The 25,061-nt window shown below is 66.7% G+C and carries 25 protein-coding genes; 19 read left to right on the top strand and 6 right to left on the bottom strand.

Translation table 11 applies throughout. The features are described 5' to 3' along the window. Nucleotides 1-61: 61 nt before the first annotated feature. The gene (locus tag ACI6S0_RS12550) at nt 62-820 is read left to right on the top strand and encodes a hypothetical protein (protein WP_434403245.1); all 759 of its coding nucleotides are present in this window, start codon (nt 62-64) and stop codon (nt 818-820) included. Nucleotides 821-1,021: 201 nt separating this feature from the next. Beyond that, complete coding sequence (locus ACI6S0_RS12545; RefSeq protein ID WP_434403244.1) at nt 1,022-1,942, top strand: hypothetical protein; 921 nt, start codon at nt 1,022-1,024, stop codon at nt 1,940-1,942. A 7-nt stretch (nt 1,943-1,949) separates the two neighbouring features. Here the strand turns inward: ACI6S0_RS12545 and ACI6S0_RS12540 are convergent, their stop codons facing one another. Beyond that, complete coding sequence (locus tag ACI6S0_RS12540; RefSeq protein ID WP_097384233.1) at nt 1,950-2,387, bottom strand: winged helix-turn-helix transcriptional regulator; 438 nt, start codon at nt 2,385-2,387, stop codon at nt 1,950-1,952. Nucleotides 2,388-2,488: 101 nt separating this feature from the next. On the opposite strand from ACI6S0_RS12540, the gene ACI6S0_RS12535 reads away from it, so the two are divergent. Then, nucleotides 2,489-3,229 (top strand): SDR family oxidoreductase, encoded by a 741-nt coding sequence (locus ACI6S0_RS12535; RefSeq protein WP_434403243.1) that lies wholly within the window; start codon nt 2,489-2,491, stop codon nt 3,227-3,229. A 128-nt stretch (nt 3,230-3,357) separates the two neighbouring features. Beyond that, nucleotides 3,358-3,678 (top strand): DMT family transporter, encoded by a 321-nt coding sequence (locus ACI6S0_RS12530; RefSeq protein ID WP_434403242.1) that lies wholly within the window; start codon nt 3,358-3,360, stop codon nt 3,676-3,678. Here ACI6S0_RS12530 and ACI6S0_RS12525 read toward each other — a convergent pair. After that, nucleotides 3,650-4,345 (bottom strand): winged helix-turn-helix transcriptional regulator, encoded by a 696-nt coding sequence (locus tag ACI6S0_RS12525; protein WP_434403241.1) that lies wholly within the window; start codon nt 4,343-4,345, stop codon nt 3,650-3,652. The two genes, ACI6S0_RS12530 and ACI6S0_RS12525, sit on opposite strands and share 29 nt — an antisense overlap. Nucleotides 4,346-4,458: 113 nt before the next feature. Between ACI6S0_RS12525 and ACI6S0_RS12520 the strand changes: the two genes are divergently transcribed. From ACI6S0_RS12520 to ACI6S0_RS12500, 5 genes are read left to right on the top strand one after another with little or no spacing between them, the layout of a single operon-like run. Beyond that, nucleotides 4,459-4,905: a VOC family protein gene (locus ACI6S0_RS12520; protein WP_434403240.1), complete on the top strand. Its 447-nt coding sequence runs from the start codon at nt 4,459-4,461 to the stop codon at nt 4,903-4,905. Nucleotides 4,906-4,935: 30 nt separating this feature from the next. Next, the gene (locus ACI6S0_RS12515; protein WP_374548804.1) at nt 4,936-5,298 is read left to right on the top strand and encodes a DUF1428 domain-containing protein; all 363 of its coding nucleotides are present in this window, start codon (nt 4,936-4,938) and stop codon (nt 5,296-5,298) included. Between the two features lie 32 nt (nt 5,299-5,330). Then, the gene (locus tag ACI6S0_RS12510; protein ID WP_434403239.1) at nt 5,331-6,131 is read left to right on the top strand and encodes a VOC family protein; all 801 of its coding nucleotides are present in this window, start codon (nt 5,331-5,333) and stop codon (nt 6,129-6,131) included. Continuing rightward, a complete protein-coding gene (locus ACI6S0_RS12505; protein WP_434403238.1) occupies nt 6,131-6,622 on the top strand; it encodes a VOC family protein in 492 nt (163 codons plus the stop codon). The genes ACI6S0_RS12510 and ACI6S0_RS12505 overlap by 1 nt, the downstream gene beginning before the upstream one ends. Next, nucleotides 6,619-7,086 (top strand): SRPBCC domain-containing protein, encoded by a 468-nt coding sequence (locus tag ACI6S0_RS12500; RefSeq protein WP_037517294.1) that lies wholly within the window; start codon nt 6,619-6,621, stop codon nt 7,084-7,086. Before ACI6S0_RS12505 ends, ACI6S0_RS12500 begins: the two co-directional genes overlap by 4 nt. Here the strand turns inward: ACI6S0_RS12500 and ACI6S0_RS12495 are convergent. After that, a complete protein-coding gene (locus tag ACI6S0_RS12495) occupies nt 7,049-8,008 on the bottom strand; it encodes a hypothetical protein (RefSeq protein WP_434403237.1) in 960 nt (319 codons plus the stop codon). The genes ACI6S0_RS12500 and ACI6S0_RS12495 overlap by 38 nt on opposite strands. A 573-nt stretch (nt 8,009-8,581) precedes the next feature. Continuing rightward, nucleotides 8,582-9,853, bottom strand: coding sequence for an oligogalacturonate lyase family protein (locus ACI6S0_RS12490; RefSeq protein WP_434403236.1), 1,272 nt, complete (start codon nt 9,851-9,853; stop codon nt 8,582-8,584). A gap of 239 nt (nt 9,854-10,092) precedes the next feature. Between ACI6S0_RS12490 and ACI6S0_RS12485 the strand changes: the two genes are divergently transcribed. The 4 genes from ACI6S0_RS12485 to ACI6S0_RS12470 all read left to right on the top strand — a co-directional run bounded on the left by ACI6S0_RS12485 (nt 10,093) and on the right by ACI6S0_RS12470 (nt 14,581). Further along, nucleotides 10,093-10,386, top strand: a complete 294-nt coding sequence (locus ACI6S0_RS12485; RefSeq protein WP_434403235.1) for a hypothetical protein — start codon at nt 10,093-10,095, stop codon at nt 10,384-10,386. Nucleotides 10,387-10,460: 74 nt separating this feature from the next. After that, entirely contained in the window at nt 10,461-11,204 is a 744-nt protein-coding gene (locus ACI6S0_RS12480) for an EF-hand domain-containing protein (RefSeq protein WP_434403234.1), read from the top strand. A 14-nt stretch (nt 11,205-11,218) separates the two neighbouring features. Then, complete coding sequence (locus tag ACI6S0_RS12475) at nt 11,219-13,966, top strand: TonB-dependent receptor (protein WP_434403233.1); 2,748 nt, start codon at nt 11,219-11,221, stop codon at nt 13,964-13,966. A 78-nt stretch (nt 13,967-14,044) separates the two neighbouring features. Next, nucleotides 14,045-14,581: a hypothetical protein gene (locus ACI6S0_RS12470; protein WP_434403232.1), complete on the top strand. Its 537-nt coding sequence runs from the start codon at nt 14,045-14,047 to the stop codon at nt 14,579-14,581. A 69-nt stretch (nt 14,582-14,650) separates the two neighbouring features. Here the strand turns inward: ACI6S0_RS12470 and ACI6S0_RS12465 are convergent, their stop codons facing one another. Both ACI6S0_RS12465 and ACI6S0_RS12460 read right to left on the bottom strand, forming a co-directional pair. Further along, nucleotides 14,651-15,817: a pyridoxal phosphate-dependent aminotransferase gene (locus tag ACI6S0_RS12465; RefSeq protein WP_017502473.1), complete on the bottom strand. Its 1,167-nt coding sequence runs from the start codon at nt 15,815-15,817 to the stop codon at nt 14,651-14,653. Nucleotides 15,818-15,961: 144 nt separating this feature from the next. Then, nucleotides 15,962-17,119, bottom strand: a complete 1,158-nt coding sequence (locus ACI6S0_RS12460) for a pyridoxal phosphate-dependent aminotransferase (protein ID WP_434403231.1) — start codon at nt 17,117-17,119, stop codon at nt 15,962-15,964. Nucleotides 17,120-17,315: 196 nt separating this feature from the next. On the opposite strand from ACI6S0_RS12460, the gene ptsP reads away from it, so the two are divergent. From ptsP to ftsH, 6 genes are all read left to right on the top strand, one after another. Further along, nucleotides 17,316-19,589 carry a phosphoenolpyruvate--protein phosphotransferase gene (gene ptsP / locus ACI6S0_RS12455; RefSeq protein ID WP_434403230.1) on the top strand — a complete coding sequence of 758 codons (2,274 nt, stop codon included), beginning with the start codon at nt 17,316-17,318 and terminating at the stop codon, nt 19,587-19,589. Between the two features lie 74 nt (nt 19,590-19,663). Continuing rightward, on the top strand, nt 19,664-20,602 hold the full coding sequence (locus ACI6S0_RS12450) for a helix-turn-helix domain-containing protein (RefSeq protein ID WP_434403229.1): 939 nt from the start codon (nt 19,664-19,666) through the stop codon (nt 20,600-20,602). Between the two features lie 96 nt (nt 20,603-20,698). Further along, on the top strand, nt 20,699-21,640 hold the full coding sequence (locus ACI6S0_RS12445; RefSeq protein WP_434403228.1) for a hypothetical protein: 942 nt from the start codon (nt 20,699-20,701) through the stop codon (nt 21,638-21,640). Between the two features lie 10 nt (nt 21,641-21,650). After that, nucleotides 21,651-22,598 (top strand): tRNA lysidine(34) synthetase TilS, encoded by a 948-nt coding sequence (gene tilS, locus ACI6S0_RS12440; protein WP_004208017.1) that lies wholly within the window; start codon nt 21,651-21,653, stop codon nt 22,596-22,598. Between the two features lie 130 nt (nt 22,599-22,728). Next, nucleotides 22,729-22,920, top strand: coding sequence for a hypothetical protein (locus tag ACI6S0_RS12435; protein ID WP_017502470.1), 192 nt, complete (start codon nt 22,729-22,731; stop codon nt 22,918-22,920). A 100-nt stretch (nt 22,921-23,020) separates the two neighbouring features. After that, nucleotides 23,021-24,967 carry an ATP-dependent zinc metalloprotease FtsH gene (ftsH, locus tag ACI6S0_RS12430; protein ID WP_004208015.1) on the top strand — a complete coding sequence of 649 codons (1,947 nt, stop codon included), beginning with the start codon at nt 23,021-23,023 and terminating at the stop codon, nt 24,965-24,967. Nucleotides 24,968-25,061: the final 94 nt, after the last annotated feature.

The raw sequence follows: 25,061 nt of genomic DNA, 5'->3' as shown, positions 1-25,061 counted from the left end.
TTATCGGCTTTTAACCAATATCGGGCATGGTTTCCGGCATCAGATTTGCCGGAGACCGTCCATGCGTGCCTCGATCCGTCGCCTGCTCTTGTGCCCGCTGGGCGGGATTGCGCTGCTGTCGGGCTGCGCGGGACAGCGGGAGGTGGCGGTTGCGCCGCCGCCCGCGCCCGTGCGGGCACAGCCCGTGCCCCAGCCGCTGCCGCCGCTGGGCGCGACGGCCACCATGCAGATACCGCCGATCGGCGCCGATGGCCTGCGCGTTACGCCCAACCGCGACCTGAGCGGGGCGGCGACGCTGTGGCATATGCGCATGGCGCTGAACGTGGCGGCCCTGTCCTGCCAGGGGAGCGGCGACGCGGCGCGGCTGCAATATAATGCGCTGCTGGCCCGGCACAGGGCGGCGCTGACGCGGGCCAATGCGCAGGTCGAGGGCGAATATAAGGCGCAGTTCGGCGGCGGCGCGATCGCGCAGCGCGAGCGGCTGAATACTATCGTCTATAATTTCTTTGCCCTGCCGCCGGCGCAGGCGGGTTTCTGCGCGGAGGCGGTGCGGGTGGGGGCGACCGTCAACAGTCTGCCGACGGACCAGTTGCTGGCCTATGCGCCGACCGGCCTCGCTGCGCTGGAAAAGCCCTTCACCGACTTCTTCGATGCCTATGCCCGCTATCAGACCGACCTGGCGGCATGGCGTTCGGGGCGGACGCTGGCGATGGCGCCGGTGGTGCTGGAGGTCGGGCTGAGCCGGGCGGAGCTGATCGCGGATGATGGCGTGACGGTGCCGAAGGGGGCGATGCCGCGTCTGCTGGCGCGGGCCGACTGAGAAAAATCGGTTATTTCCGGCCTTTTTCGCGCTGCTCGGCTTGCTGCATTGCAACCAATTGGGATAGCGGGCTTTTAACAGCAACCGGGCGGGGGTTCAGCGGTGAACCACAGGCGGGGCCGTCCCTGGCTGCGCGTTAAGCATATTTCCTCCGGTGGAAATGCCCGGCATGTTGGTCGGGCCAGATCGTCGGAGTAGTTGATGTTCCTGCCACGTTCCCTGTCTTCCCGTCTGTCGCTGCTTGCCCTGACGGCGCTGGCGGCCTGTGCGACGCCGGTGAAGCAAGTGCCGCCCGCGCCGCCGCCCGCGGTGGTGCCCACGGTGATGCCGACCCCGCCGCGCAATTCCGCGCCCGACATGGTGCCGCCGGACAAGGACGAGGCCGGGAAGTTCATCACCCCCAATCGCGATTCCGAGGGCGACCAGGCGCTGTGGCATGTGCGCATGGGGCTGAACGTCGCGGCGCTGGGCTGTCCCGAGACCAATGGCCAGACGCGCATATTGTACAACCAGATGCTGACCGTGCATGGCGCGTCGCTGAAGCGCGCCAACGACACGCTGGAGGTCAGCTATCAGCAGCGTTACGGCAGCAGCGCGATCCGCATGCGCGAAGTGCTGAACACGCTGGTCTATAATTTCTTCGCCCTGCCGCCGGCGCAGAAGGCCTTCTGCCAGAAGGCGGTGGCGACGATGACGATCATCAACGGGCTGACGCCCGAGGCGCTGGCCGCCTATGCGCCCAAGGCGCTGGATGAGCTGGAACAGCCCTTCCGGGATTTCTGGGCGGAATATGAGGATTATCTGCGGCGGCTGGAGGAATGGCGCAAGCGTTTCGGCGCGACGGTGAAGCTGGTCGGCCCGGTCGGCGGCGATGATCTGAACGACCATGAACCGCCGGCGCCGACCGCGCCCGCGCCGATGGGGCAGGTGCCGGCCACGCCGATGCAGCGGCCGTCGGACATGATCCTGCCCGATGCGCCGGCTTCCGCGCCCGCGCCTGCTGCTCCAGCCCTGTCTGTTCCGGGAACGCCGAGCGTGCCGCCGCCGGTGGTGCCGACCCAGCCGCAGGCGCAGGCGCCCAAATTGCCGTTGCAGCCGGTTCCCGCGCCGCCCGAAAGCTGATCGCCGGTCAGGCGTCGCGCGCGTCGAAGCGGGCGCGGGCGTCCTCGACCGTGGCGAGATTGCGTTCGGCCCAGACCCATACGCCGCAGAAGGCGGCGCTGAGGCTGTTGCCGAGCGGGGTGAGGGCATAGTCGACGCGCGGCGGCACGACCGGATGGACGGTGCGGGTGAGCAGGCCGTCGCGCTCCATCTGGCGCAGCGTCTGGGTCAGCATCTTCTGGCTGATCCCTTCGACCGCGCGGCCGACCTCGGTAAAGCGCAGCGTGCCGCGCTCCTCCAGCAATTCCAGGATCAGCATCGTCCATTTGTCGGCGACCCGGCCGATCAGTTCATTGACGAGTCGCTCGACCCGCGGATCGAGTTCGGTCGGCGGATCATGGTCGAGATATTGCTCGGCGGCCGCTATTTCAGCGGTGGCGAAGCGGGATTCCAGAGGATTTGCCATTTCTTACCTTTGGGTGCCTATGGCACTTTTCGGTGCCTTCTTTCCAAAAGAGAGTATAGGCCTAAATTAATGGGCAAGCCACCAAACTAAGGAGCTTTCCCATGAAAAATTCCGGCAACACCATCCTCATCACCGGCGGCGGTTCGGGCATCGGCGCGGCGCTGGCCCATGAATTCCACGCAGCGGGCAACCAGGTCATCATCGCCGGGCGGCGGCAGGCGGCGCTCGACGAGGTGGTCGCGGCGCACCCCGGCATGGCGTCGATGGTGATCGACATGGAAGATCCGGCGGCGATCGCGGCCTTCGCGGACAAGCTAGTCGCCGACTTCCCGGCACTCGACGCGGTGCTGCTGAATGCCGGCATCATGGTGGCGGAGGACCAGATCGACCTCGCCATCGCCGAGGCGACGGTGGCCACCAATCTGCTCGGCCCGATCCGCCTGACCCATGCCCTGCTGCCGCATCTGCTGGCGCAGAAGAGCGCGACGATCCTGACCGTGTCGTCGGGCCTGGCCTTCGTCCCGCTGGCGGCGACGCCGACCTACAGCGCGACCAAGGCGGCGATCCATAGCTGGTCGATCTCGATGCGCGAGCAGCTCAAGGGCACGGGCGTCGACGTGGTGGAGATCGTGCCGCCGGGCGTGCAGACCGACCTGATGCCGGGCCATGCCGAAAATCCGCAGATGATGCCGCTGGCCGATTTCATCAGCGAGACGATGGGCCTGTTGCGGCAGGAGCCGACCCCGGCCGAGATCCATGTCGAGCGGGTCAAGTTCCTGAGCGAGGCGACCAAGCGCGGCGAATTCGAGCAGGTGTTCGGGATGCTGAACGGGGCGCATTGACGCCCGCAAAGCTTGCCTCCTGCATCGGGGAGGACTATCTGGGCTTCGTCAAGCGAGGCCACGTCCTCCCCCGTCATGCGGGTTTCAAGTCCGGGACGGCCCGGCGCCCCTTGTGAAGGAGCGCCATCATGGCCTGGATTGCCCTGTTTTTTGCCGGATTGCTCGAAATCGTCTGGGCCTTTGCGATGAAGCAGTCGCATGGCTTCACCCGGCTGATACCGAGCCTCATCACCCTTGGCGCGATGATCGCCAGTTTCGGCCTGTTGTCGCTGGCGATGCGCAGCCTGCCACTGGGCACCGCCTATATGATCTGGACCGGGATTGGCGCGCTGGGCGCCTTTGCCGTCGGCGTCGCCTTCCTGGGGGAAGCGATCAGCCCGGCGCGGCTGGCGGCGGCGGCGCTGATCCTGTCGGGCCTGGTCATGATGAAGCTGGCGTCGCCTGGCTGACTGTCGAGGGTGCCTTGGGCGGCAGCGGGAAGAGGCGGACGAAGCGCGCCGCCAGTGCCCGGTCGCCCTCCATTTGCAAGGCCGGCGCCATCGCCGCGAAGGACTGGCCGCCATAGACGATGGCGGCGAGCGCATTCTGGTCGCCGGTGAAGATCAGGTCGGCGCCGGCCGCTTCGCCCCGGTCGATGGTGAAATCGCCATCATGGAGCGTGGCGCGAAATTCCTCCTCGCCGAAGCGGAAGCCGATGGTGGCATCCAGATCGCCGATTGCGGTGCGGTCGATCATCGTGCGCATCGACATCACCACCGACACCTGGCTCATCGGCATGCCCGGCTGCATCGTCGGCGATCGGCAGGCCCAGCGGCCCAGCACCATGAACAAGATTTCCGACTCGCGGCCCCATTGGGTCAGCTCGTAAATCTGGCTGGCGGCGGGCGGGGGCAGGCGGCGGCGGACAAGGATGCTGGCCGCTTCCAGTTCCTCCAGCCGCTGGGTCAGCACATTGGCGCTGATTCCGGGCAGGCTGGCGCGCAGGTCGGTGAAGCGCTTGGGGCCGAGCAGCAATTCCCGCATGATCGGCATCGCCCAGCGATCACCGATCAGATCGAGCGCATGGGCGGTGGCACAGCCATCCAGATAGGCGCGTTTGCGCGGATTGGGACTCATTGGTTATCTTTTCTAACTTGTCTGTTGCATAATGTAATCTTCGGGCGCACAAAGTTCAAGTCGGCGACTCACGACAAGGTGCGAGCCGCCATGAAAGCATGAGGAGAGAGACGATGGCCGATGCGCCCGCGCCGAAGATGATCTTCGTCAACCTGCCTGTCACCGATCTGCCCGCCGCGATCGCCTTCTATGAAGCGGTCGGCGCCGTGCGGAACAATGATTTCGCCGATGACAGCGCGCAGATGATCAGTTTTTCCGAGACGATCCACGCGATGCTGCTGACCCATGAACGGTTCGCCGGCTTTACCCCGCGCAAGATCCCCAATGCCCATGAAACCGCACAGGTGCTGCTGTGTTTGAGCGAGACGAGCCGGGACGCGGTGGACGCGACGGTGGACAGGGCGCTGGCGGCGGGCGGGACCGAGCCCAATCCGAAACAGGATCATGGCTTCATGTATGGCCGTAATTTCGCCGATCTGGACGGCCATATCTGGGAAGCGATGTGGATGGATGTCGCCGCCGCGATGGCCGCGAACCAGGGAGAAACTGCCGACGCCTGATGTCGACGACCTTGCACAAGGAGAGAGACGATGAGCTATATGGACGGGTTCGTGATCCCGGTGCCCAAGGGCAACAAGGAACGCTACAAGGAGGTCGCGGCCTTCGCCGCGCCGATCTTCATCGAATATGGCGCGCTGCGCGTGGTCGAATGCTGGGCCAACGATATCAAGCCCGGCAAGGTCAATGATTTCCGCACTGCCGTCATCGCCGAAGAGGATGAGGAAGTCGTCTTCTCCTGGATCGAATGGCCCGACAAGGCGACCCGCGATGCCGGCGCCGAGAAGGTGATGAAGGACGAGCGCATGCAGCCCAAGGAGGGCGAGGACATGCCCTTCATCGGCGCGCGGCTGATCTATGGCGGGTTCGAGGTGCTGGTCGACGCGACCGCCTGAGCTTTCCCAATATCGTTTTCGGGAGAAAGAGGATGACCGACTTTAGCGGCAAATTCTTCTGGTATGAACTGATGACCAGCGATCCCGCGGCGGCGCTGGCCTTTTATGGCGATGTCGTCGGCTGGACGGCAGAGCCGTTTGGCGGCGACCTGCCCGACGGGCCCTATCAGGTGATTTCCGGCAGCGCCGGGCCACTGGGCGGGGTGATGGCGATCCCGGCCGAGGCGAAGGAGTGCGGCATGACGCCCTGGTGGGGCGGCTATGTCGGGTCGGCCGATGTCGATGCCGATGCGCAACGGCTGAGCGCGGCGGGTGGCAACGTGAAGCGGCCGCCCGAGGATATTCCGGGCGTCGGCCGCTTTGCGGTGATGGCCGATCCGGGCGGCGCGGTGTTCATGCTGCTCAAGGGATCAAGCCCCGAGGGGATGGATGCGCCGCCGCCAATGGCGCCGGGCCATGTCGGCTGGCACGAGCTTTATGCCGGCGATTTCGACAAGGATCTGGCCTTCTATACCGGGCAACTCGGCTGGTCGAAGGGCGAGGCCATGGATATGGGCGAGATGGGTAGCTACCAGCTTGTCTCGCAGACCGGCTCGACGGACTTTGACGGCATGACCGGCGGCATCATGCCGGTGCCGCCGATGATGCCGGTGCCGCTATGGCTGTTCTACTTCACCGTCGGCGACATCGACGCGGCGGTCGAGCGGGTGACGACCGGTGGCGGCACGGTGCTGCAGGGGCCGATGGAGGTGCCGGGTGGCGCCTGGATCATCCAGGCGACCGATCCGCAGGGCGCGATGTTCGCGCTGGTCGGCAGCAAGGGAGAGGGGTGATGGACAAGATTTCCCCCTGTCTGTGGTTCGACGGTCAGGCCGAGGAAGCGGCGCATTATTATGCGTCGGTCTTCGGCGGGTCGGTCGACCATGTGAGCTATTATCCCGAGGTCAATCCGTCGCCTTCGCCGCTGCCGGGCGGGAGCGTGCTGCTGGTCGAGTTCAGCCTGTTCGGGCAAAGCTATCAGGCGTTGAACGGCGGGCCGCAATTCAGCTTTGACGAGGCGATATCGCTGTCGGTGGCATGCGCGGACCAGGCCGAGCTGGACGGCTATTTCGACCGGCTGACCGGTGACGGTGGCACGGCCGGGCCGTGCGGCTGGGTAACCGACAAATATGGCCTCTCCTGGCAGTTGGTGACGCGCCAGATCATGGACAATTATCATACGGGCGATCGCGCCGGCATCGCCCGCATGATGCAGGCGATGATGGTGATGCAGAAGCTGGACAGCGGCGCGATGCATGCGGCGTTCCTGGGAGAGGCGGCATGAGCGGGGCGGAGCATGAGCTGTCGGTCACCTGCCTGATCGAGGCGCCACGCGAGATTTGCTGGAAGGTGTGGACCGACCTGAAGGACGAATGGTTCTGTCCCAAGCCCTGGCGCGCCGAGGTGATCGAGGAGGATATGCGCCCCGGTGGCCGCAGCGCGGTGCAGATGTTCGGGCCGAATGGCGAGGAAACCGGGCCGATGGAAGGGATATTCCTGGAGGTGGTGCCCGGCGCGCGGATCGTGACGACCGACGCCTATGCCGCCGGCTGGATACCGCAGAGCCCGTTCATGACCGCGATCTGGGACTTTGCGGCGGAGGGCGATGGCACCCGCTTCACCGCGACCGCGCGCCACTGGGACGCGGAGGCGAAGGCGCGGCATGAGGAAATGGGCTTCCATCCCGGCTGGGACGAAATGATGGCCCAGTTCAAGGCGCTGTGCGAGACGTCGGCCGCGAGCGCCTGAGCGGATCGCCGGCGGGCTGGTCGGGCACCAATATTTCCGCCGGGTCCATTTTCGACATGGCGATGGCGGCGCGCATGAAGAGCAGGGCGGGGCGCAGCGATGTGTCGCCGCCTTCCTGCACCTGTTCCCGCAGCGCGCGGACGAACAGGTCGGGCCAGCGTTCGATATCCACGCCCTGGCCACGCAGGATCAGCGCGGTGGCGCTCCAGTGCCGCTGGAGCAGGCCGATCATGTCGGCATAGTCGCGGGAGTCGCCGACACAGGCATCGGTCATCTCGCGGAAGATCGGGCCGAGCAGCAGCGCCGGCTTGCCATCGCCCACGCCCGCCCAGAGCGAGCCGGGATATTCGGCGAGCAGGCCATTCAGGGCATCGCCGAAATAGCGCAACCGCCCGTCATGGGTCGCGACCTCGATCAACGGGGCGGCGGTGCCTTCCTGCTCGGCGCGATGGCGCAGCAGCATCTGGCAGGCGAAACCGGCCAGGGCGCCCAGCGTCGCTTCGGCCGAACGGGTGCGCGGCGGACGGACCCGGTCGAGCAGGCGGCGGGCGAGCGCCTCGTCCGGATCGAGCAGGGCGGGGATGCCCTGTCGCGCGCGATCGACGCGGTGCAGGCCGCGCGTGGCGTGGCGGACCCAGAGGAAGAAGGTGATGCTGAACAGCGCGAAGCTGGCCGCCATCGCGCCGAGCAGCGGCAGGGCGTAGGCGTTGCGCAGCGGCGGCAGGAACAGCGCGAACAGGCAGAATATCGGCAGCAGGGCGAGCGGCAGCAGGCGCGCGACGCCACGACGCAGGCGCTGCGCGGTGGCCATGTCGGGGATGGCATATTGGCCGCCGATCAGGCCGAAGGGCATGAACAGCGGGCGGCCGTCCGCGCCATGGCCAAAGGCGCTGTCGATGAAGCTGGTCGTGAGGCGGCGCATGGCAAGGGTCCGGCAGGAAGGAATGCGGGCGCGCCGCGGCGGCAGCCTGACGGGGAAGCTGTTACCAGAATATGAGGGAATGGGCTGAAAGGGGTGTTTACCCTGTTGGGCCAGATCGCCCGAGACGGAAGCGTCACGCGCATTCGCCGATGGTGTGAAACGGGCGCTATTCTTTGGTTCGGGGCTGCGTGGACAAATTCGGACTGTCTGCGAGCGACCAGAAGCAGACATTCCTCCCCGGAACGGGGAGGTGGCAGGCGCGGAGCGCCTGACGGAGGGGCAGGTGCCTATTGACGCTGCGCTATTGGGCCTGTGCCCCTCCACCACTCGCTGCGCGAGCGGTCCCCCTCCCCGTGCCGGGGAGGAATGTCTTGTTCCCGCCCAACTCCGTCACCCCGGCGAAGGCTGGGGTCTGAGGCGGTGGCAGAAGGAGGCCAGCCGTCTTGCGCTATCCGTTTATGTCGCGTGCGCCTGCCTGAGATGCCAGCCTTCGCTGGCATGACGGGATAAGGGGCATTGCGCACCCTACCCATCCTTGCCATTCGGCGGGCGTCGGACTTGTGTGCGCGCGGTCTAGCGTGGTTTCGCGATTTCCACCGCATAGATGGCGGGGCTGCCGGCGACATTGCTGCGATAGACCAGCCATTTGCCGTCGGGCGTGAAATGCTGGTTGGGTTCGAGCGTATAGTCATGGCTCGCCAAATCGACGAGCCGTTCCGTCTCCAGCGTGCCGGTGGCGATCAGCGTGTCGCCGTTCAGCGTGTTGCGGGCGCGGGGATTGTCGTCGGGGCGGGGGTGAAAGAGGCTGATATATTTGCCGTCATTGGCGCCGTCGCCCGAGAAGCTGCGGCCGTCGGGCGATGAGGCGAAATGATAGGAGCCCTGGCCGGGGCGGATCGCATACCAGCGACGCGCGCCATTGGCGACGTCATGGCCGGCGAGCCAGCGCATCCCCTGCGGCATGATGAGGTCATACCAGATGGTGCGGCCGTCGGGCGCCCAATATTCATGGCCGGCAATCTCGCCCTGCAGGATGCGCTGATGCACCTTGGTTTTGGCGCTGCCGTCGGTGCGGATGGTCCAGATACGATCGACTTGCTGCCAGGGGCCTTCATGGCAATACATGAGCAGATCGGGATCGGTCGGCGAGAATTGGACATGGTTGAGCCAGTCCTTCGACGCGGTGATGCGGCGCTGCTGACCGGTGGCGATGTCGATCGCGAAGATTTCCATTGGTACGCCGGCGGCGAGCCGGGCCTCCATCCATTTTTCCTTGGCGGCGGCGAAGGAGAGGGGGCGGCCCTGATCGTCGGTGCCGCTATAGCTGGGCGAGCCGGTTTTCGGATCGCGCTTGCCCTGGGCGGCGATGGCGGGCGGCGGCGGGGCGAGTTCGCGATGGCCGGCGAGCAGCGTGTCGTTAGCATTGATGGATTCGATGCGGCCGCCCGGCATTTCGGCAATGCGGCGGCGCTTGCCGCTGTCGAGATCGACCGACCATACGATGAAGGACGGCTCGCCCTCGCTGCTGCCGGTCGGGTTGGTGGTATAATAAGCGACATTGGCGCGGTGGCCGACGAACAGCAGCCGGTCGACCTTTTCCTTCAGCACCAGCCGGGTGGTCCAGTCGCTGGTGTCGGCGACGCGGATCCCCTCCGGCGTCAGATAGACCATGCGCTTTCCGTCGGGGGTGAAGGGATTATAGTTGAAATAGAGGCCGTAATTGCCCGGCCGGTCATCGACGCGGACGATGCGGTGGCCGGTGGTCGGGTCGGTCCAACTGGCGGGGGACGCGGCGGGTGTGGGTGCTTGCGCCGCGACGAGCAGGGGAAGGGCCAGCCCGATCATTGCCTGCCTCAACCGCATCCCATCCTCCCAGCTCAAGTTCAATTTGCGGGATTGGATACCGCATATCGGGAATTTGGCAAGGCGGCTGTGATCTCGGCGCGGCGCGTGCTTGCCGGGCCAAGTCTTTGACAGAGGAGGGCAATAAGGCGCGGGCTTCTGAAATATTCGTGAAATGACGGGGCAAAATCGGGTGGCCACAGACGGGGCGGAGATTTTCCACCCAGATGAAAGGCCATGACATGACTTATCCCTCGCTCCTGACCCTGGGCGCCGCCGCGCTGATGGCGACGCTGGGCGCGCCGGCCATGGCGCAGGCGCCGCATCATGGCGCGAGCCAGCCGGTGAGCAGCAAGACGCCGGCCAAGAAGCCTGCCCCGGCCAAGGCTCAGCCGGCCAAGGCCCCACCCGCCAAGGCCCAGGGCCGTTCGACCGGCGCGGCGCACCAGAAGGCCTGCCGCAATCGCTACAAGAGCTATGACGCCAGGCTGGACAGCTATCTCTATCGCGGCAAGCGGGTGCGCTGCACGCTCTGATCGCGATCGACGCGGGACGGCGCCGGGGGACGGCGCCGCCCCGTTCCTGTTTTCATGAAGAAGGACGAGGCGCGATGCGCAAGATGATGATCGGGGCGGCGCTGCTGCTCTGTTCGGCGCCGTTGCTGGCCCAGGGGGGCATGGGTGGCGGTATGGGCGGCGGCGGCATGGGTGGCATGGGCGGTGGCCCGCCCGGCGGCGGCGGCGGCCCTCCCGGTGGCGGCGAAGGCCGGCCGCAAAAGCCGCGCGAGATGAAGCCGATCAAGCGCAGCCAGATCGACAGGATCGTGACCGCCATGTTTGCCGAAGCCGACAGCAATCGCGATGGCATCGTGACGATCGACGAATTGCGGCTGGTGGTGCAGGCGCGGCGCGAAGCGATCATCCGCACGCGTTTCGACGCGATCGACAACAATCATGACGGCACGCTGAGCCTGGCCGAGTTCCAGGCCTGGCAGAGCAGCATGGGATCGGTCGCGCTGTCGGAAACGGGCGCGATGGGCGATCAGGGCGGGCCGGTGGCCGAAGCGATCATGCCCAAGCTGGGCGACGACCCCGAGGATGCGATACTGGGCCGGCTGATTGAGCCGCTCAATGCCAGCGCGATCGCCCAGGCCAACAGCAATTATGATGCCGGCGCCTCGCTGGAGGAAGTGCTGGCGTTCGAACATGCCCGCTTCGATGCGGCGGACGCCGATCATGACGGCGTGCTGTCGGCCGAGGAGATGCGCAGCCTGATGCCGCGGCGTGGTCCGGGTGGAGGCCCCGGCGGTCCGGGTGGACCGGGCGGCGCGGGCGGACCGCCGCCGCGCAACTGACGGGATAGATGCCGATGCCTTGCCTATCCTTGTCCTGCCGTCGGGCGGGCAGCGCCCTGCTGCGCGCCGGATGCAGCCTGTTCGCCCTGTCCCCGTTCGCCCTGTTGACGCCGGCTGTGGCGCAGGGCGTGGCGAGCGACGATATCGTCGTCACCGGGCAGGCGCCGCCGGGGGCGGTGATCGGCGACATTCCCGCGCAGAACCAGCTGGGCCGTGCCGACATCGATGCCTATGGCGTCGGCACGGTCAGCGAATTGCTGGACGAGATCGCGTCGCAGACCAGCAGCAACCAGGGGCGCAGCGACGACGGCCCGGTGGTGCTGGTCAACGGCAAGCGGATTTCGGGCGTCAACGAGGTCAGCGACCTGCCGACCGAGGCGATCTTGCGGCTCGACATCCTGCCCGAGGAGGTCGCGCTCAAATATGGCTATGATGCGCAGCGCAAGGTGGTGAACATCATCCTGCACCGCCGCTTCCGGTCGCAGGTGGCCAATGCGGGCGGCGGGATCGCGACGGCGGGGCAGGGCGAAAATCTGGCCGGCGATGTCGGCTATACCCGCATTCGCGACAATGACCGGGTGAGCGTGACGGCGCGGGCCAAATCCTCCGCCTCGCTGCTGGAGAGCGAGCGCGACGTGATCGTCGATCCGGAGGCGGCGGGCGATCCGACCGGGCGGGTCAGTGACGACCGCGCCTATCGCACCCTGTCGCCCGCCACCCGCAGCTATATGCTGAACGCCACGGTCGCGCATCAGTTGAGCGAGACGGCGAACCTGTCCTGGAACGGGCGGGCGGACTACAAGACCAGCAAGGCGCTGAATGGCCTGCCCACCGGCAGCCTGACCGATGGCGACGAGACGGTCGACCGCATCCTGTCGCTCGATCCGCTGCATCAGGACACGCGCGCGCTGACGCTGAGCAGCGGCGTCAGCCTGAACATCGACCTGTCAAAGACCTGGCGCATGTCGGTGATCGGCAGCTACAGCCATAGCGATAGCCGGACTGACAGCGATCGCGGCTATGATCTGGACGATGTGCAGGCGGCGCTGGACGCGGGCGATGTGGCGGCCAATGGCGTGCTGCCCGCGAGCCTGCTGGGGGCCATGGGCACGCAGAAGGCGCGCGCGTTGCAGGACACGGGCAGCGCCAGCCTGCTTGTCAATGGCAAGCTGTTCAAGCTGCCGGCCGGCAATGTCGGCATGAACCTGCGCCTGAGCGGCGACACGAGCAGCCTGCGATCGTCCAGCACGCTGGATGGGGTGATGTCGCAGCGGACCGCGAGCCGCACCAATGGCGGCGCGCAGATCAGTTTCGACCTGCCGATTGCCAGCCGGCGTAATGGCTTCCTGCCGGTGCTGGGGACGCTGACCGCCAATATGAACGCGTCGGTGACGCAGGTTTCCGACTATGGCACGCTCGGCACGCTGGGCTATGGCCTCAGCTGGACGCCGCGCACCGGCATCACCATCATCGCGGCGGTCAATAATGACCGGACCGCGCCGACGCTGGACCAGCGCAACAGCCCGACCATCACCACCAGCAATGTGCGCGTCTATGACTATGTGCGCGGGCAGAGCGTGACGGTGACGCAGGTGAGCGGCGGCAATCCGGCGCTGACCGCCGACAATCGCCATCAGTTCAAGCTGGGCGCGACGGTGAAGCCGCTCACCAAGGTCAACCTGACCCTGTCGGCCAATTATGTGAGCAGCGAGACGCGCGACGCGATCATCAGCCTGACCGGCGTATCCTCGGCATTGGAGGCGGCCTTCCCCGATCGCTACAGCCGCGACGAGGACGGGATGCTGACGCGGATCGACACACGGTCCGTCAATGTCGCGCGCGAGGAGGTGAAGCAGCTGCGCTGGGGCCTCAATTTCACGCAGATATTGCGCAAGCCCAAGCGACCCGAGCCGCCGGCCGGTTTCGTGCCGCCATGGCGGCGGACGGCGGCGCAGGGCGATGAGGCGCAGATGGCGGCGCCAAAGGCGGAGGGTGGCGACGGGCAGCCCGCAGAGGGCGCGCCCGGCGGTGGTCCCGATGCCGAGCAGGATGCGATCCTGGTCGATGGCCACCGGCCCGATGATGCGACACCGATGGGGCCGCCCGGCGGCTTTGGCGGGCCGGATGGCTTTGGTCCGCCGCCAGGCCCTCCGCCCGATGGCATGGGGCCGCCCGATGGTCCGCCGCCCGGTGGTGGACCTGGTGGTCCGGGCGGTCCCGGTGGACCCGGCGGACGGGGCGGCTTCGGTCCGCCCGGTGGCGGTCCGTTCGGCGGCGGCAGCGACAATGGCGCGCGGCTGCAACTCTCGCTCTATCACAGCATCATGCTGCGCGACGCGGTGCTGCTGAGCGAGGGCGGTCCGTGGGTCGACCTGCTGAACGGCGGCACGCTGGGCGGCAGTCCGCAGCCGCGCCACAAGGTGCAGCTGAGCAGTGGCGTGATCGACAATGGCGTCGGCATCCGGCTGGACGGCAACTGGCAGAGCGCGTCGCATGTGACCGGCGACCAGACGGCGTCGGGTGGCGACCTGCGCTTTGGCCAACTGGTGACGTTCGACCTGCGGCTGTTCGCCAACATGGCCAACCGGTTCCGCGGCCAGGACTGGGCGCGGGGCATGCGGGTGAGCTTCACCGTCGGCAATCTGCTCAACCGGCGGCAGAGCGTGACCGATGGCACGGGCGCGACGCCGGTCGCCTATCAGCCCGCCTATCTCGATCCCGAGGGGCGGACGCTGATGCTGTCGGTGCGCAAGATATTCTGAACGGGAAAGGGGCGGCCGATGACCGGCTGCCCCTTCAACCTGATTGAAAATGCGTCATAAAATGCGCATCTGACGCGGATGAGCAAAATCTCTTTCCTTGCCCGGATCGGGGCGCCGATCGGCGTCCTGCTGGGGACGCCCGCCGCTGCGCAGGAGGCACCGGACTTTTTCGGCGCGGCGCTGTGCCAGCCGCCCTATTCGACCGACAGCGCGACCGCCCTGTATGAAGCCGCCGAAAAGGTCGCCAAAGCAGATACATCGATGTTGGGGGCGGCGATCTATACGCTGCCCACGCCGATCGAGCGGGACGGCTTTGCGGCGCGGGCGGTGGTCTTCGCCGGCATGTCGGTCGGCGTGCTGCTGGATGGCGAAGTCGCGGAGGCCGCGGCCGCCCGTTATGGGCTTGCCAGGGAAAAGAGCCGGTTGTTCGGCGCGTCGAGCCTGGGCTTTGCGCGGCAACTGGACGATGGGGCGCAGGACATGCGCGAGATGGGGCTGATTTCCGTCGTTGCGCGGCAGGGGCCTGCCCTGGCCGGGCGGACATTGCTGACCTGCGAGTTCGTGTCGCATGAGGATCGCAAGGCGCTGGACAGTCAGGAAGGCGATGCGCCCTGATATGAAAAGGGGCGCCCGGTTGTCCGGACGCCCCTCCTTCGTGACGGCTTTGCTATGGGATGCCGTGGCTCAGGCCTTGTAGACCTTGTCCACAGCCGCACAGAATTTCGTCATGTCTTCGGCCGAGCCGACGGTGACGCGCGAGACATTGGGCCAGATCGGCCAGTTGCGGCCAATCTGCACCTTTTCCGGCGAGGCGAGCAGGGCGGCCTGCATTTCCTTGGCCGGCTTCTTCCAGTTGACCATGAACATGTTGGCCTGGCTGCCCGGCTGGACTTCGATGCCCTTCTTGGTGAGCCAGGCGATGGTCTGGTCGCGGGCGGCGATCATCTCGTCGCGGCGCGCCTTGATGAGCGCGGCTTCGGGATAGACGGCGTTGCCGCAGGCCATGGCGGTGATCGACAGGCCGCCGGCCGACGGGCCGAACAGCATCAGGCGCTTCTGCACTTCGGGATCGGCGAAGGTGAGGCCGAGGCGGATGCCGGCCATGCCGAACAGCTTCGAGAAGGTCCGCATGACGATGATGTCCTTGCGGTTGCCGATCAGCGAAGCGGCGCTGGGTGCGTCCGAGAAGTGGATATAGGCTTCGTCTACCAGCAGCATGGAATCGGCCGGCTTGTTGTCGAGCAGCCACTTGATGTCGGCGATCGGCGTGATCGTGCCGGTCGGGTTGTTGGGCGTGCAGATATAATAGAGGCCGGCGTTGGGGTTGGCGGCCAGCATGGCCTTCACGTCATGGCCCTTGCCGACGGCCTGGGGGGCCTTGGCGATCGGCGCCTTGAGGTAATCGGCGGTGCGCCAGGCGGATTCGAAGGTCGGATCGGCGGTCACCAGGCCCTTGGTCGGCGAGCAATAGGCCGCGACGGTCGAGACCAGCGGGCCGCCCGAGCCGGGCCACAGCATTACCTGCGCTTCGGGAATGCCCTCCACCTTGGCGATGGTCGAGACCAGGTCGCCACGATAATTGTCGGGATCATACCAGTTGCCGACCGCGCCGGCCTTGGCAATGGCGTCGACGCCCGAGGGGAAGGGGCCGGTCCAGCATTCGTTCGAGCCGATGCGGACCGCGCCCTTGATGCCGCGGGCGGCCTGCTGCTGCGCGAAGGCGGGCGCGGCCAGCATTTCGTGCATCGCGGCGCCGGCGCCGATCAGGGCGGCAACCTTGGCAAGCTGGCGGCGCGAATAGCCGCGCTCGATCAGGTCTTCCCGCGCTTCCTTGTCCAACATCATGGTCATGCCGATTGTCCCCTTGTTTTCCTGCGAAATGCCTTGGATTTCGTCTGGAGAAACGAAGGCGGAAACAATTTCCGCAATGCAAAAGGGGCTGCGGCACGCTTTATTTTGCGCGCCGCAGCCCCTTTTTCGCAAGGTCAGGTCAGATCAGGCTTTCCAGACCGCATCCACGGCCTTGCAGAAGGCGTCCATTTCGCTGGCCGAGCCGACCGAAATGCGCGAGACATTGGGCCAGATCGGCCAGTTGCGGCCGATCTGCACCTTCTGCGTCAGCAGGGCGGCCTGCATGTCCTTGGCGGGCTTGCCCCAGTCGACCATGAACATGTTTGCCATGCTGCCCGGCAGCACCTTGATCCCCTTCTTGGTCAGATGGGCGATCGCCTTGTCACGGTTGGCCGCCATTTCGACCTGGCGCGCCTTGATGAGATCGGCCTGGGCGACCGAGACTGTGCCGCAGGCAACGGCCGTCATCGGCAGCATGGCGGTGACCTGGCCACCGTCATAGCGCATCATCTTTTCCATCAGCGAGGGCGCGGCGAAGGTGAGGCCCAGGCGCATGCCGGCCATGCCGAACAGCTTCGAGAAGGTGCGCAGCACCAGCACGTCGTCGCGGGTGGCGGCGAGCTTGGCGGCGCGCGGCGTATCGGTCCAGTGGATATAGGCTTCGTCGACCACCAGCACCGAATCCTTGGGCTTGTTGGCGGCCAGCCATTCGATGTCGGCGATCGGCGTGATCGTGCCGGTCGGGTTGTTGGGCGAGCAGATATAATAGACGCCGGCATTGGGATCGGCCGCCAGCATCGCCTTCACGTCATGGGCATTGTCCTTGGTCAGCGGCACCTTCGTCACCTTGGCGCCGAGCCAGGCGCCGGTGCGCCAGATCGCTTCATAGGTCGGGTCCGCGGTGACGATGCCCTTGGTCGGCGAGGCGAAGGCGACGGCGACGCGGCTCAGCGGATCGGACGAGCCGGGCCAGGCGACGATGCGGTCGGCCGGAATGCCCTCCACCTGCGCGACGGCGGCGAACAGCTTTTCATGCTCATTGTCGGGTTCGTAGCGATTGCCTTCGGTCACCAGCTTGAAGGCGGCTTCGGCGGCGACCGGGAAGGGGCCGGTCCAGCATTCGTTGGCGCCGATGCGGACCGCGCCCTCGACCGGCTTGGCGGCCTGCTGTGCGGCGGCACCGACGGTGCGCATCGCGACGGCGCCGGCGCCGAGTAGCGCGGTCACCTTGGCCAGCTGGCGGCGCGAATAGCCGCGGTCCAGAAGCTCCTGTTCAAACTCCGTTGGCGTGGTCGTTTCCATGATCCCTGACTCCCAGACATGCTTGATGCTGCCTTTGTGGCGTTAGACGAATGTACAGCATGTATCCGCCACGCAAATGAGGAAGATGACCTAGCTTATCAGCGATGCGCAACAATCGTGCTTTTCTGCGGTGTTCATCAACATATCGCGAGGAAAGCGCTTGGAAAGAAAGCCATCCATCTGTTAGCGATTTGCCATGCCCAGTACGCCCGCCGCCGCCGCCCGCCAGATCCTCGTCCGCCTTCAGGAGGTGATGGCGGCGCGCACCAGCGCGCAGGCCAAGCTGAACAAGGTGGTGGAGATCATCGGCGAATCGCTGTCGAGCGAGGTCTGCTCCATCTATCTGGTGCGTGAGGGCGTGCTGGAACTGTTCGCGACCCGCGGCCTGAAGCAGGAGGCGGTGCATGTCACCCGCATGGCCAAGGGCGAGGGGCTGGTCGGCCTGATCGCCACCAATGTCGAGCCGCTGAACCTGGACGAGGCGGCGGCCCATCCCGACTTTTCCTATCGCCCGGAAACCGGCGAGGAGCTGTTCCACAGCTTTGCCGGCGTGCCGATCGTGCGGCGCGAGCGGGCGCTGGGCGTGCTGTGCGTGCAGCATGTCGAGCCGCGCAAATATGAAGAGGTCGAGATCGAGGCGTTGCAGACGGTCGCCATGGTGCTGTCCGAGCTGATCGCCAATGCCGAGCTGGCCGATGACGGCCCGACCGATGCGCGGGTGCAGGAAACCGGGTCGAACATCATGACCGGCCTGCAGCTGGTGATGGGTATGGCGCGGGGCCATGTCGTCTTCCACCAGCCGCGCGTCCATATCGAGCATACCGTCGCCGAGGATACGGAAGCGGAGCGGCAGCGGGTCATTTCCGCCTTTGCCAAGATGCGCGAACAGATCGACCGGATGACCGGCACGGCCGATTTCGGGACCGAGGGCGAGCATCAGGAGGTGCTCGAAACCTACAAGATGTTCGCCTATGACGAGGGCTGGATCCGCCGCATCAACGAGGCGATCGACAGCGGCCTGACCGCCGAGGCGGCGATCGAGCGGGTGCAGCAGCGCACCCGGATGCGGATGCGCCAGATCGACGATCCGCTGTTGCAGGACCGGATGCACGATCTGGAGGACATGGCCAACCGGCTGCTGCGCATCGTGTCCGGGCAATTGGGCACGGCGGCGCAACTGGGGTTGCGGCAGGACGCCATCCTGATCGCGCGCAACCTGGGGCCGGCGGAGCTGCTAGAATATGACCGGCGGCGGCTGAAGGGCGTGATCCTGGAGGAAGGGTCGCCGACCGCCCATGTCACCATCGTCGCCCGCGCCATGGGCGTGCCGGTGCTGGGCCGGGTGCGCGACATTCGCCACCGGGTCAATGAAGGCGACCTTATCCTGATGGATGTCGCCGAAAATGCGCTGCTGATCCGGCCGACGCCCGACATGGAGGAGGCGTTCGAGACCAAGCTGCACATCACCCAGAAGCGGCGGGCGGAATTTGCCGCGCTGCGCGACCTGCCGTCGGTGACGCAGGATGGGGCGCGGATCGAGCTGATGGTCAATGCCGGTCTGCGCGAGGATGCGCAGGCGCTGGACATGGTCGGCGCCGACGGCATCGGCCTGTTCCGCACCGAATTCCAGTTCCTGGTGTCGGCGACGCTGCCGCAGCGCGAGAAGCAGCAGCGGCTCTACAAGGATGTGCTGGACGCGGCCGGCGACCGGCCCGTCATCTTCCGCACCGTCGACATCGGCGGTGACAAGGCGCTGCCCTATATGACGCGCGAGGATGACGAGCATGAGGATAATCCGGCGATGGGCTGGCGCGCGATCCGCCTGGCGCTGGACCGCGACGGCCTGATGAAGGCGCAGGCGCGCGCCTTGCTGGAGGCGAGCGCGGGCAAGGTACTGAACATCATGTTCCCGATGGTGTCGGAACCCTGGGAGTTCGAGGAGGCGCGCACGCTGGTCGAGCATCAGCGGCAATGGCTGATCGGGCAGAAGAAGAAGCTGCCGGTGGCGGTGCGCTATGGCGCGATGCTGGAGGTGCCGGCGCTGGCCGAGGTGCTGGACCTGCTGTTGCCGCAGCTCGATTTCCTGTCGATTGGCACCAACGACCTGACCCAGTTCCTGTTCGCCGCCGACCGTGCCCATCCCAAGCTGGCGGAGCGTTATGACTGGCTGAGCCTGGCGATCCTGCGTTTCCTGGATCGGGTGGTGCGGATTTGCGAGATCTACAAGGTGCCGGTCGGGGTCTGTGGCGAAATGGGCGGACGCACGCTGGAGGCGATGGCGCTGATTGGCCTGGGTGTGCGGCGGCTGTCGATCACGCCGGCATCGGTCGGGCCGGTCAAGGCGATGATCCGCGCGATCGACGCGGCCGAATTGCAGGCGTTGATGCGCGATCTGCTGGACAGCGGGGCGAGCGATCTGCGCGCGCAACTGACCAGCTGGGCCGAGCAGCGGAACATCGAGCTGGCCTGAAAAGACACCGCCCCGGCGTTGACAAGCGCCGTCCCGCAATGAGACAAGGCCGCCAATCAAGGTCGCGGAGCAGCATGGCAGACGAACCCGAATTCGAACCCGTCGCGGACGACGCGACGGCAGCGCAGCCCAGCACCCCCGGCGCCAAGTTGCGCGCCGCGCGCGAGGCGCAGGGGCTGTCGGTGCAGGATATCGCCACCCGGACCCGCATCGCCCAGCGCCAGCTGGAGGCGATCGAGCGGGACGATTATGGCGCCTTGCCGGGCATTCCCTATGCGGTGGGTTTCGCCCGCGCCTATGCCCGCGCGATCGACCTGGACGAGGTGGCGATCGCCGCCGACGTGCGCAATGCCGTGCATAATTCCGACATGGGGGCGACCCGCTACGAAGCGTTCGAGCCGGCCGATCCGGCGCGGGTGCCGTCGCGCACCTTGGCCTGGACCGCGGCGGTGATCGGCATCATCGTGATTGCCGGCTTCACCATCTGGCGCACCCAGTTGCTGACCCCGCCGACCGGCGAGGAAATCGCCGAGCAGCAGGCGGAAAAGCCCGCCGCCGCGCCCAAGGCCGGCGTGCAGGCGCCGATCGCGGCGCCCGTCACCGGGCCGGTGGTGTTCACCGCCAATGACGATGTGTGGATGCGCATCGTCGACGAGGCGGGCGAGCGGCTCAAGGACGGGCTGCTGAAGAAGGGCGAGAGCTTCACCCTGCCGGCCGGCGCGCGCAATCCGACGATCCTGACCGGTCGCCCGCAGGCGCTGGACGTGACCGTGGGTGGCAAGGCGATCCCGCCACTGGGCGCGGCCGACCGCACCATCGCCGACGTTCCGGTCAGTGCCGAGGCGCTGCTGGCGCGGGCGGCTGCACCGGCAGGGGCTCCGGTGGGCGCTCCGGCGCCGGCTGGCCAGCCGCCGCGCACACCGACGACGCCCGCGGGCGGGCAGGGGAGCGTGCCGACGCCGGCTTCGTCCCCGCCGCCGACCGCCGCGCCGCAGCCCAGCGCAGGCAACTAATCCGTCCCATAGCCGGACAGGTACGAGCGGGCCGCGCTTTGTTGCGTGGCGCGTCCGCCTATGGTTAAAGGCGGAAAGATTTAGTCGGGGATCATCATGCGTTACGCCTTTTTCGCCACCACCGCCATCGCGCTGGCGGCCCCGCTGCTGTCGGCCGTGCCGGCCGCTGCCCAGCAGAATCCCACGGTCGAACTGCGGGTCGACCGGCTGGAAAAGGAAATGCGGGCGGTGCAGCGCAAGGTGTTCCCGGCCGGCACGCCGGTAGAGGCGGAAATCACCCGTCCCCAGACGCCGACCATCGCGCCGGGCAGCCCGACGTCGAGCCCGGTGGCCGACCTGACCGCGCGGGTGGGGGCGCTGGAGTCGCAGCTCGCCTCGATCACCGGCCAGGTCGAGGAAAACAGCTACAAGCTCAAGCAGCTGGAAGAGGCGTTCAACCGCTACAAGGCGGAAGCCGAAGCGCGGGCCGCGACGCCGGTCGAGGCTGGCCCGCCGGTGATGCGTCCGACGGTCGCGACCGATGCGCCCGCGCCCAAGCCGGCTGCTGCCAAGCCGACGACCCCGCCCGCAAAGTCCGCCGCCGCGCCGGCGGCCAGCGATGCCCGCAAGACGGCGGTGGCGGCGATCGAGAAGCCGGATACCGGCGATGCGGCGGGCGATGCCTATAGCTATGGCTTCCGCCTGTGGGACGCGAAATTCTATCCCGAGGCGCAGGCCCAGCTGAAGGCGACGGTCGACAAATATGGCGACGGGTCGGTCGGCAGCCGCGCCGCCAACCTGCTGGGCCGCGCCTATCTGGACGATGGCAAGCCGGCGCTGGCGTCGGTCGCCTTCTACGAAAATTACCAGAAGCGCCCGCGTGGCGAGCGCGCCCCCGACAGCCTGGCCTATCTGGGCGAGGCGCTGATCCAGCTCAAGAAGCCTGCGGATGCCTGCAAGGTCTATGCGGAGCTGGAACAGGTCTATGGTTCGACCCTGTCGAGCGGCCTGCGCGGCATGATGGACAAGGGCCGGACCAAGGCCAAGTGCAGCGTGTGAGCCGATAGACGTGCCGGAGCTGGCACCTTCCCATCGCCCCGATGCGCTGCGGCTGGCCGTGCGCGCGCTGGTGGACGGGGAGGAGACGGCCCGGTTCGGCATCGCGGTGTCGGGCGGGCCGGACAGCATGGCGCTGTTGGACCTGGCGGTGCAGGCCTGGCCCGGCCGGGTGGCGGCGGCGACGCTGGATCATGGATTGCGGGCTGAATCCGCGGCCGAGGCGGCGATGGTCGCGCGCTGGTGTGCGGAGCGGCGCGTCCCTCATGCGACCCTGGCGCCGGAGACGGAAGTGTCCGGCAATATCCAGGATTGGGCGCGGCGGCAGCGTTATGCTCAGCTGGAGGCATGGCGGGCCGGTGCCGGGCTGGACTGGATATTGACCGCCCATCATGCTGACGACCAGCTGGAAACCCTGTTGATGCGGCTCAACCGGGGATCGGGGGTCGGCGGCCTGGCCGGGGTGCGGGCGCGGGCCGGCCGGGTGCTGCGGCCGTTGCTGACGGTGCGCAAGGCGCAGTTGCAGGCCCATGCCGACCAGGCCGGGCTACCCTATGTGCTGGACCCGTCCAATGCCGATCCACGCTTCGACCGGGCGGCGCTGCGCAAGCGGCTGGATGGTGTCGACTGGATCGATGCCGAGGCGGCGGCGCGCAGCGCGGCGGCGCTGGCGGAGGCGGAGGCGGCGCTGCAATGGACGGTGGCGGGGCTGGCGGCCACGCATATCCATCCGTCGACCGACGCCTGGGTGCTGGACCGCACCGACCTGCCGCGCGAGCTTTTGCGGCGGCTGCTGATCGAGATGCTCTGTTCCGCCGACCCGGAGATCGTGCTGCCGCGCGGCGAGGCGCTGGACCGGGCGATTGCCGCGGCGCGGGCGGGGCGGCAGGCGAGTCTGGGCGACTGGCTGCTGCGCGGTGGCGCGGTCTGGACCCTGTCACCGGCACCCCCGCGACGCTGAGATTTTCGGAAAAGTTCCACCGTCCGACGCAAGGTGCCAACGGCCGGTCGCTTTTGGGCGGCATGCTGACCGGTTCTTAACCCATGGGCCGTTAACCACATGGCGTGACCAATAGCGGGATTTGTTCGGAATGATGGAATTTGCGGCGCTGACCTATGGCTTGCTGGTCAGCGTGATCCTCTCGGCCGTGAAGCGGAACCGGAAGCTGAACAAGGCGCATCCGCCGCTGCTTCTCTACATGGGCTATCTGCTGTGCGGCCTGTCCGCCGGCCTGGCGCTGGTGCTGGCCTATGTCGCGCTGTTCCAGCTGACCGGGAACTGACCATCTGACAATCGACAGGGCCGGAAATCGGCAGCGGACGGCGCGTCCAGCTTGCGCTTTGCCGGCCACACCCTATCTTGCGGGGTGAAAGAGAGTGATGATGAACGACGAAAAAGACCCACAGGGTAATCCCTGGATCAAGAGTGCGATGATTTGGGCAGGGGTCATCATCGCCCTGCTCCTGTTCGTTTCGCTGTTCGAGCGCCCGACCACCCAGGCCGGTAGCGCCATCGCCTATTCGGAATTCCGCGCCAAGGTGCAGGAAGGCCAGGTCAAGGATGTGGCGATCGCGCCCGACCGGATCACCGGCACCCTGTCGAGTGGCCAGGGTTTTAGCACGGTCCCGGTCAATGATCCCAAGCTGACCGACCTGCTGGACGATTATAACGTCAAATATTCGGGCCAGGCCGAACAGCAGCCCAGCTTCTGGCAGATCATGCTCTATCAGTCGCTGCCGTTCCTGCTGATCCTGGGCATCGCCTTCTTCGTGCTGCGCCAGATGCAGAAGGGCGGAGGCGCCGGTGGCGCGATGGGCTTTGGCAAGTCCAAGGCGAAGCTGCTGACCGAAAAGCATGGCAAGGTGACGTTCGATGACGTCGCCGGCATCGACGAAGCGCGCGAGGAACTGCAGGAAATCGTCGAGTTCCTGAAGGACCCGAGCAAGTTCGCGCGGCTGGGTGGCAAGATTCCCAAGGGCGCGCTGCTGGTCGGTTCGCCGGGCACCGGCAAGACGCTGCTGGCCCGCGCCATCGCGGGTGAAGCGGGCGTGCCCTTCTTCACCATTTCGGGTTCGGACTTTGTCGAGATGTTCGTCGGCGTCGGCGCGAGCCGCGTGCGCGACATGTTCGAACAGGCCAAGAAGAACGCGCCGTGCATCGTCTTCATCGACGAAATCGACGCGGTCGGCCGCCATCGCGGCGCGGGCCTGGGCAATGGCAATGACGAGCGCGAGCAGACGCTGAACCAGCTGCTGGTCGAGATGGACGGCTTCGAGGCGAATGAGGGCATCATCATCGTCGCGGCGACCAACCGCCCCGACGTGCTGGACCCTGCGCTGCTGCGTCCAGGCCGCTTCGACCGTCAGGTCGTCGTGCCCCGTCCCGACATCGAGGGCCGCGAGAAGATTCTGGCCGTCCATATGAAGAAGGTGCCGCTGGCACCCGACGTCAATCCGCGCACCATCGCGCGCGGCACGCCGGGCTTCTCGGGCGCTGACCTTGCCAACCTGGTCAACGAAGCCGCCCTGATGGCGGCCCGTCGCGGCAAGCGTCTGGTCGCCATGGACGAGTTCGAGGCGGCCAAGGACAAGGTCATGATGGGTAGCGAGCGTCGCTCGATGGTCATGACCGACGACGAGAAGAAGATGACCGCCTATCATGAGGCGGGCCATGCCATCGTCGCAGTCCATGAGCCGGCCTCCGACCCGATCCACAAGGCAACGATCATCCCGCGCGGCCGTGCGCTGGGCATGGTGATGCGCCTGCCGGAACGGGACAGCTACAGCTATCATCGCGACAAGATGCACGCGAACATGGCCGTGGCCATGGGCGGCCGCGTCGCCGAGGAAATCATCTTCGGCTATGACAAGGTGTCGTCGGGTGCGTCGGGCGATATCCAGTACGCCACCAAGCTGGCGCGCGACATGGTCACCCAGTGGGGCATGTCGGACAAGCTGGGCCCGCTGCAATATGAAGAGCAGCAGGGCGAGACCTTCCTTGGCTATTCGCAGAGCCAGCGCGTCCATATGTCGGACGAGACGGCGAAGCTGATCGACAAGGAAATCCGTGGTCTGGTGGAGCAGGGCTATGCCCGTGCGCAGGAATTGCTGAAGGGCCATGAGGACCAACTGCACCTGCTGGCCAACGCGATGCTGGAATATGAGACGCTCTCCGGCGAGGAGATCAAGGCGCTGCTGGAAAAGGGCGAGATCACCCGCGACGACGGCACCACGATCAAGCCTTCGGTGATCCCGGCGGCGGGGTCGTCCATCCCCAAGACGCGCAAGCGCAAGGGTCCGTTCGGCGATCCGACCCCGGCTGGCGCCTAAGCGCCGAGCAGGCAATGGAATGAACAAGGGGCGCGGCCATGATGGTCGCGCCCCTTTTTCGTTTCCGGTAGTTTTGCGTTTCGGACCATTGCGT

The organism is Sphingobium sp. DN12, from assembly GCF_051058005.1.
GTDB classification, from domain to species: domain Bacteria; phylum Pseudomonadota; class Alphaproteobacteria; order Sphingomonadales; family Sphingomonadaceae; genus Sphingobium; species Sphingobium yanoikuyae.
Note: the sequence above shows the minus strand (reverse complement) of the source record. Positions and strands in the feature narration are given on the sequence as shown.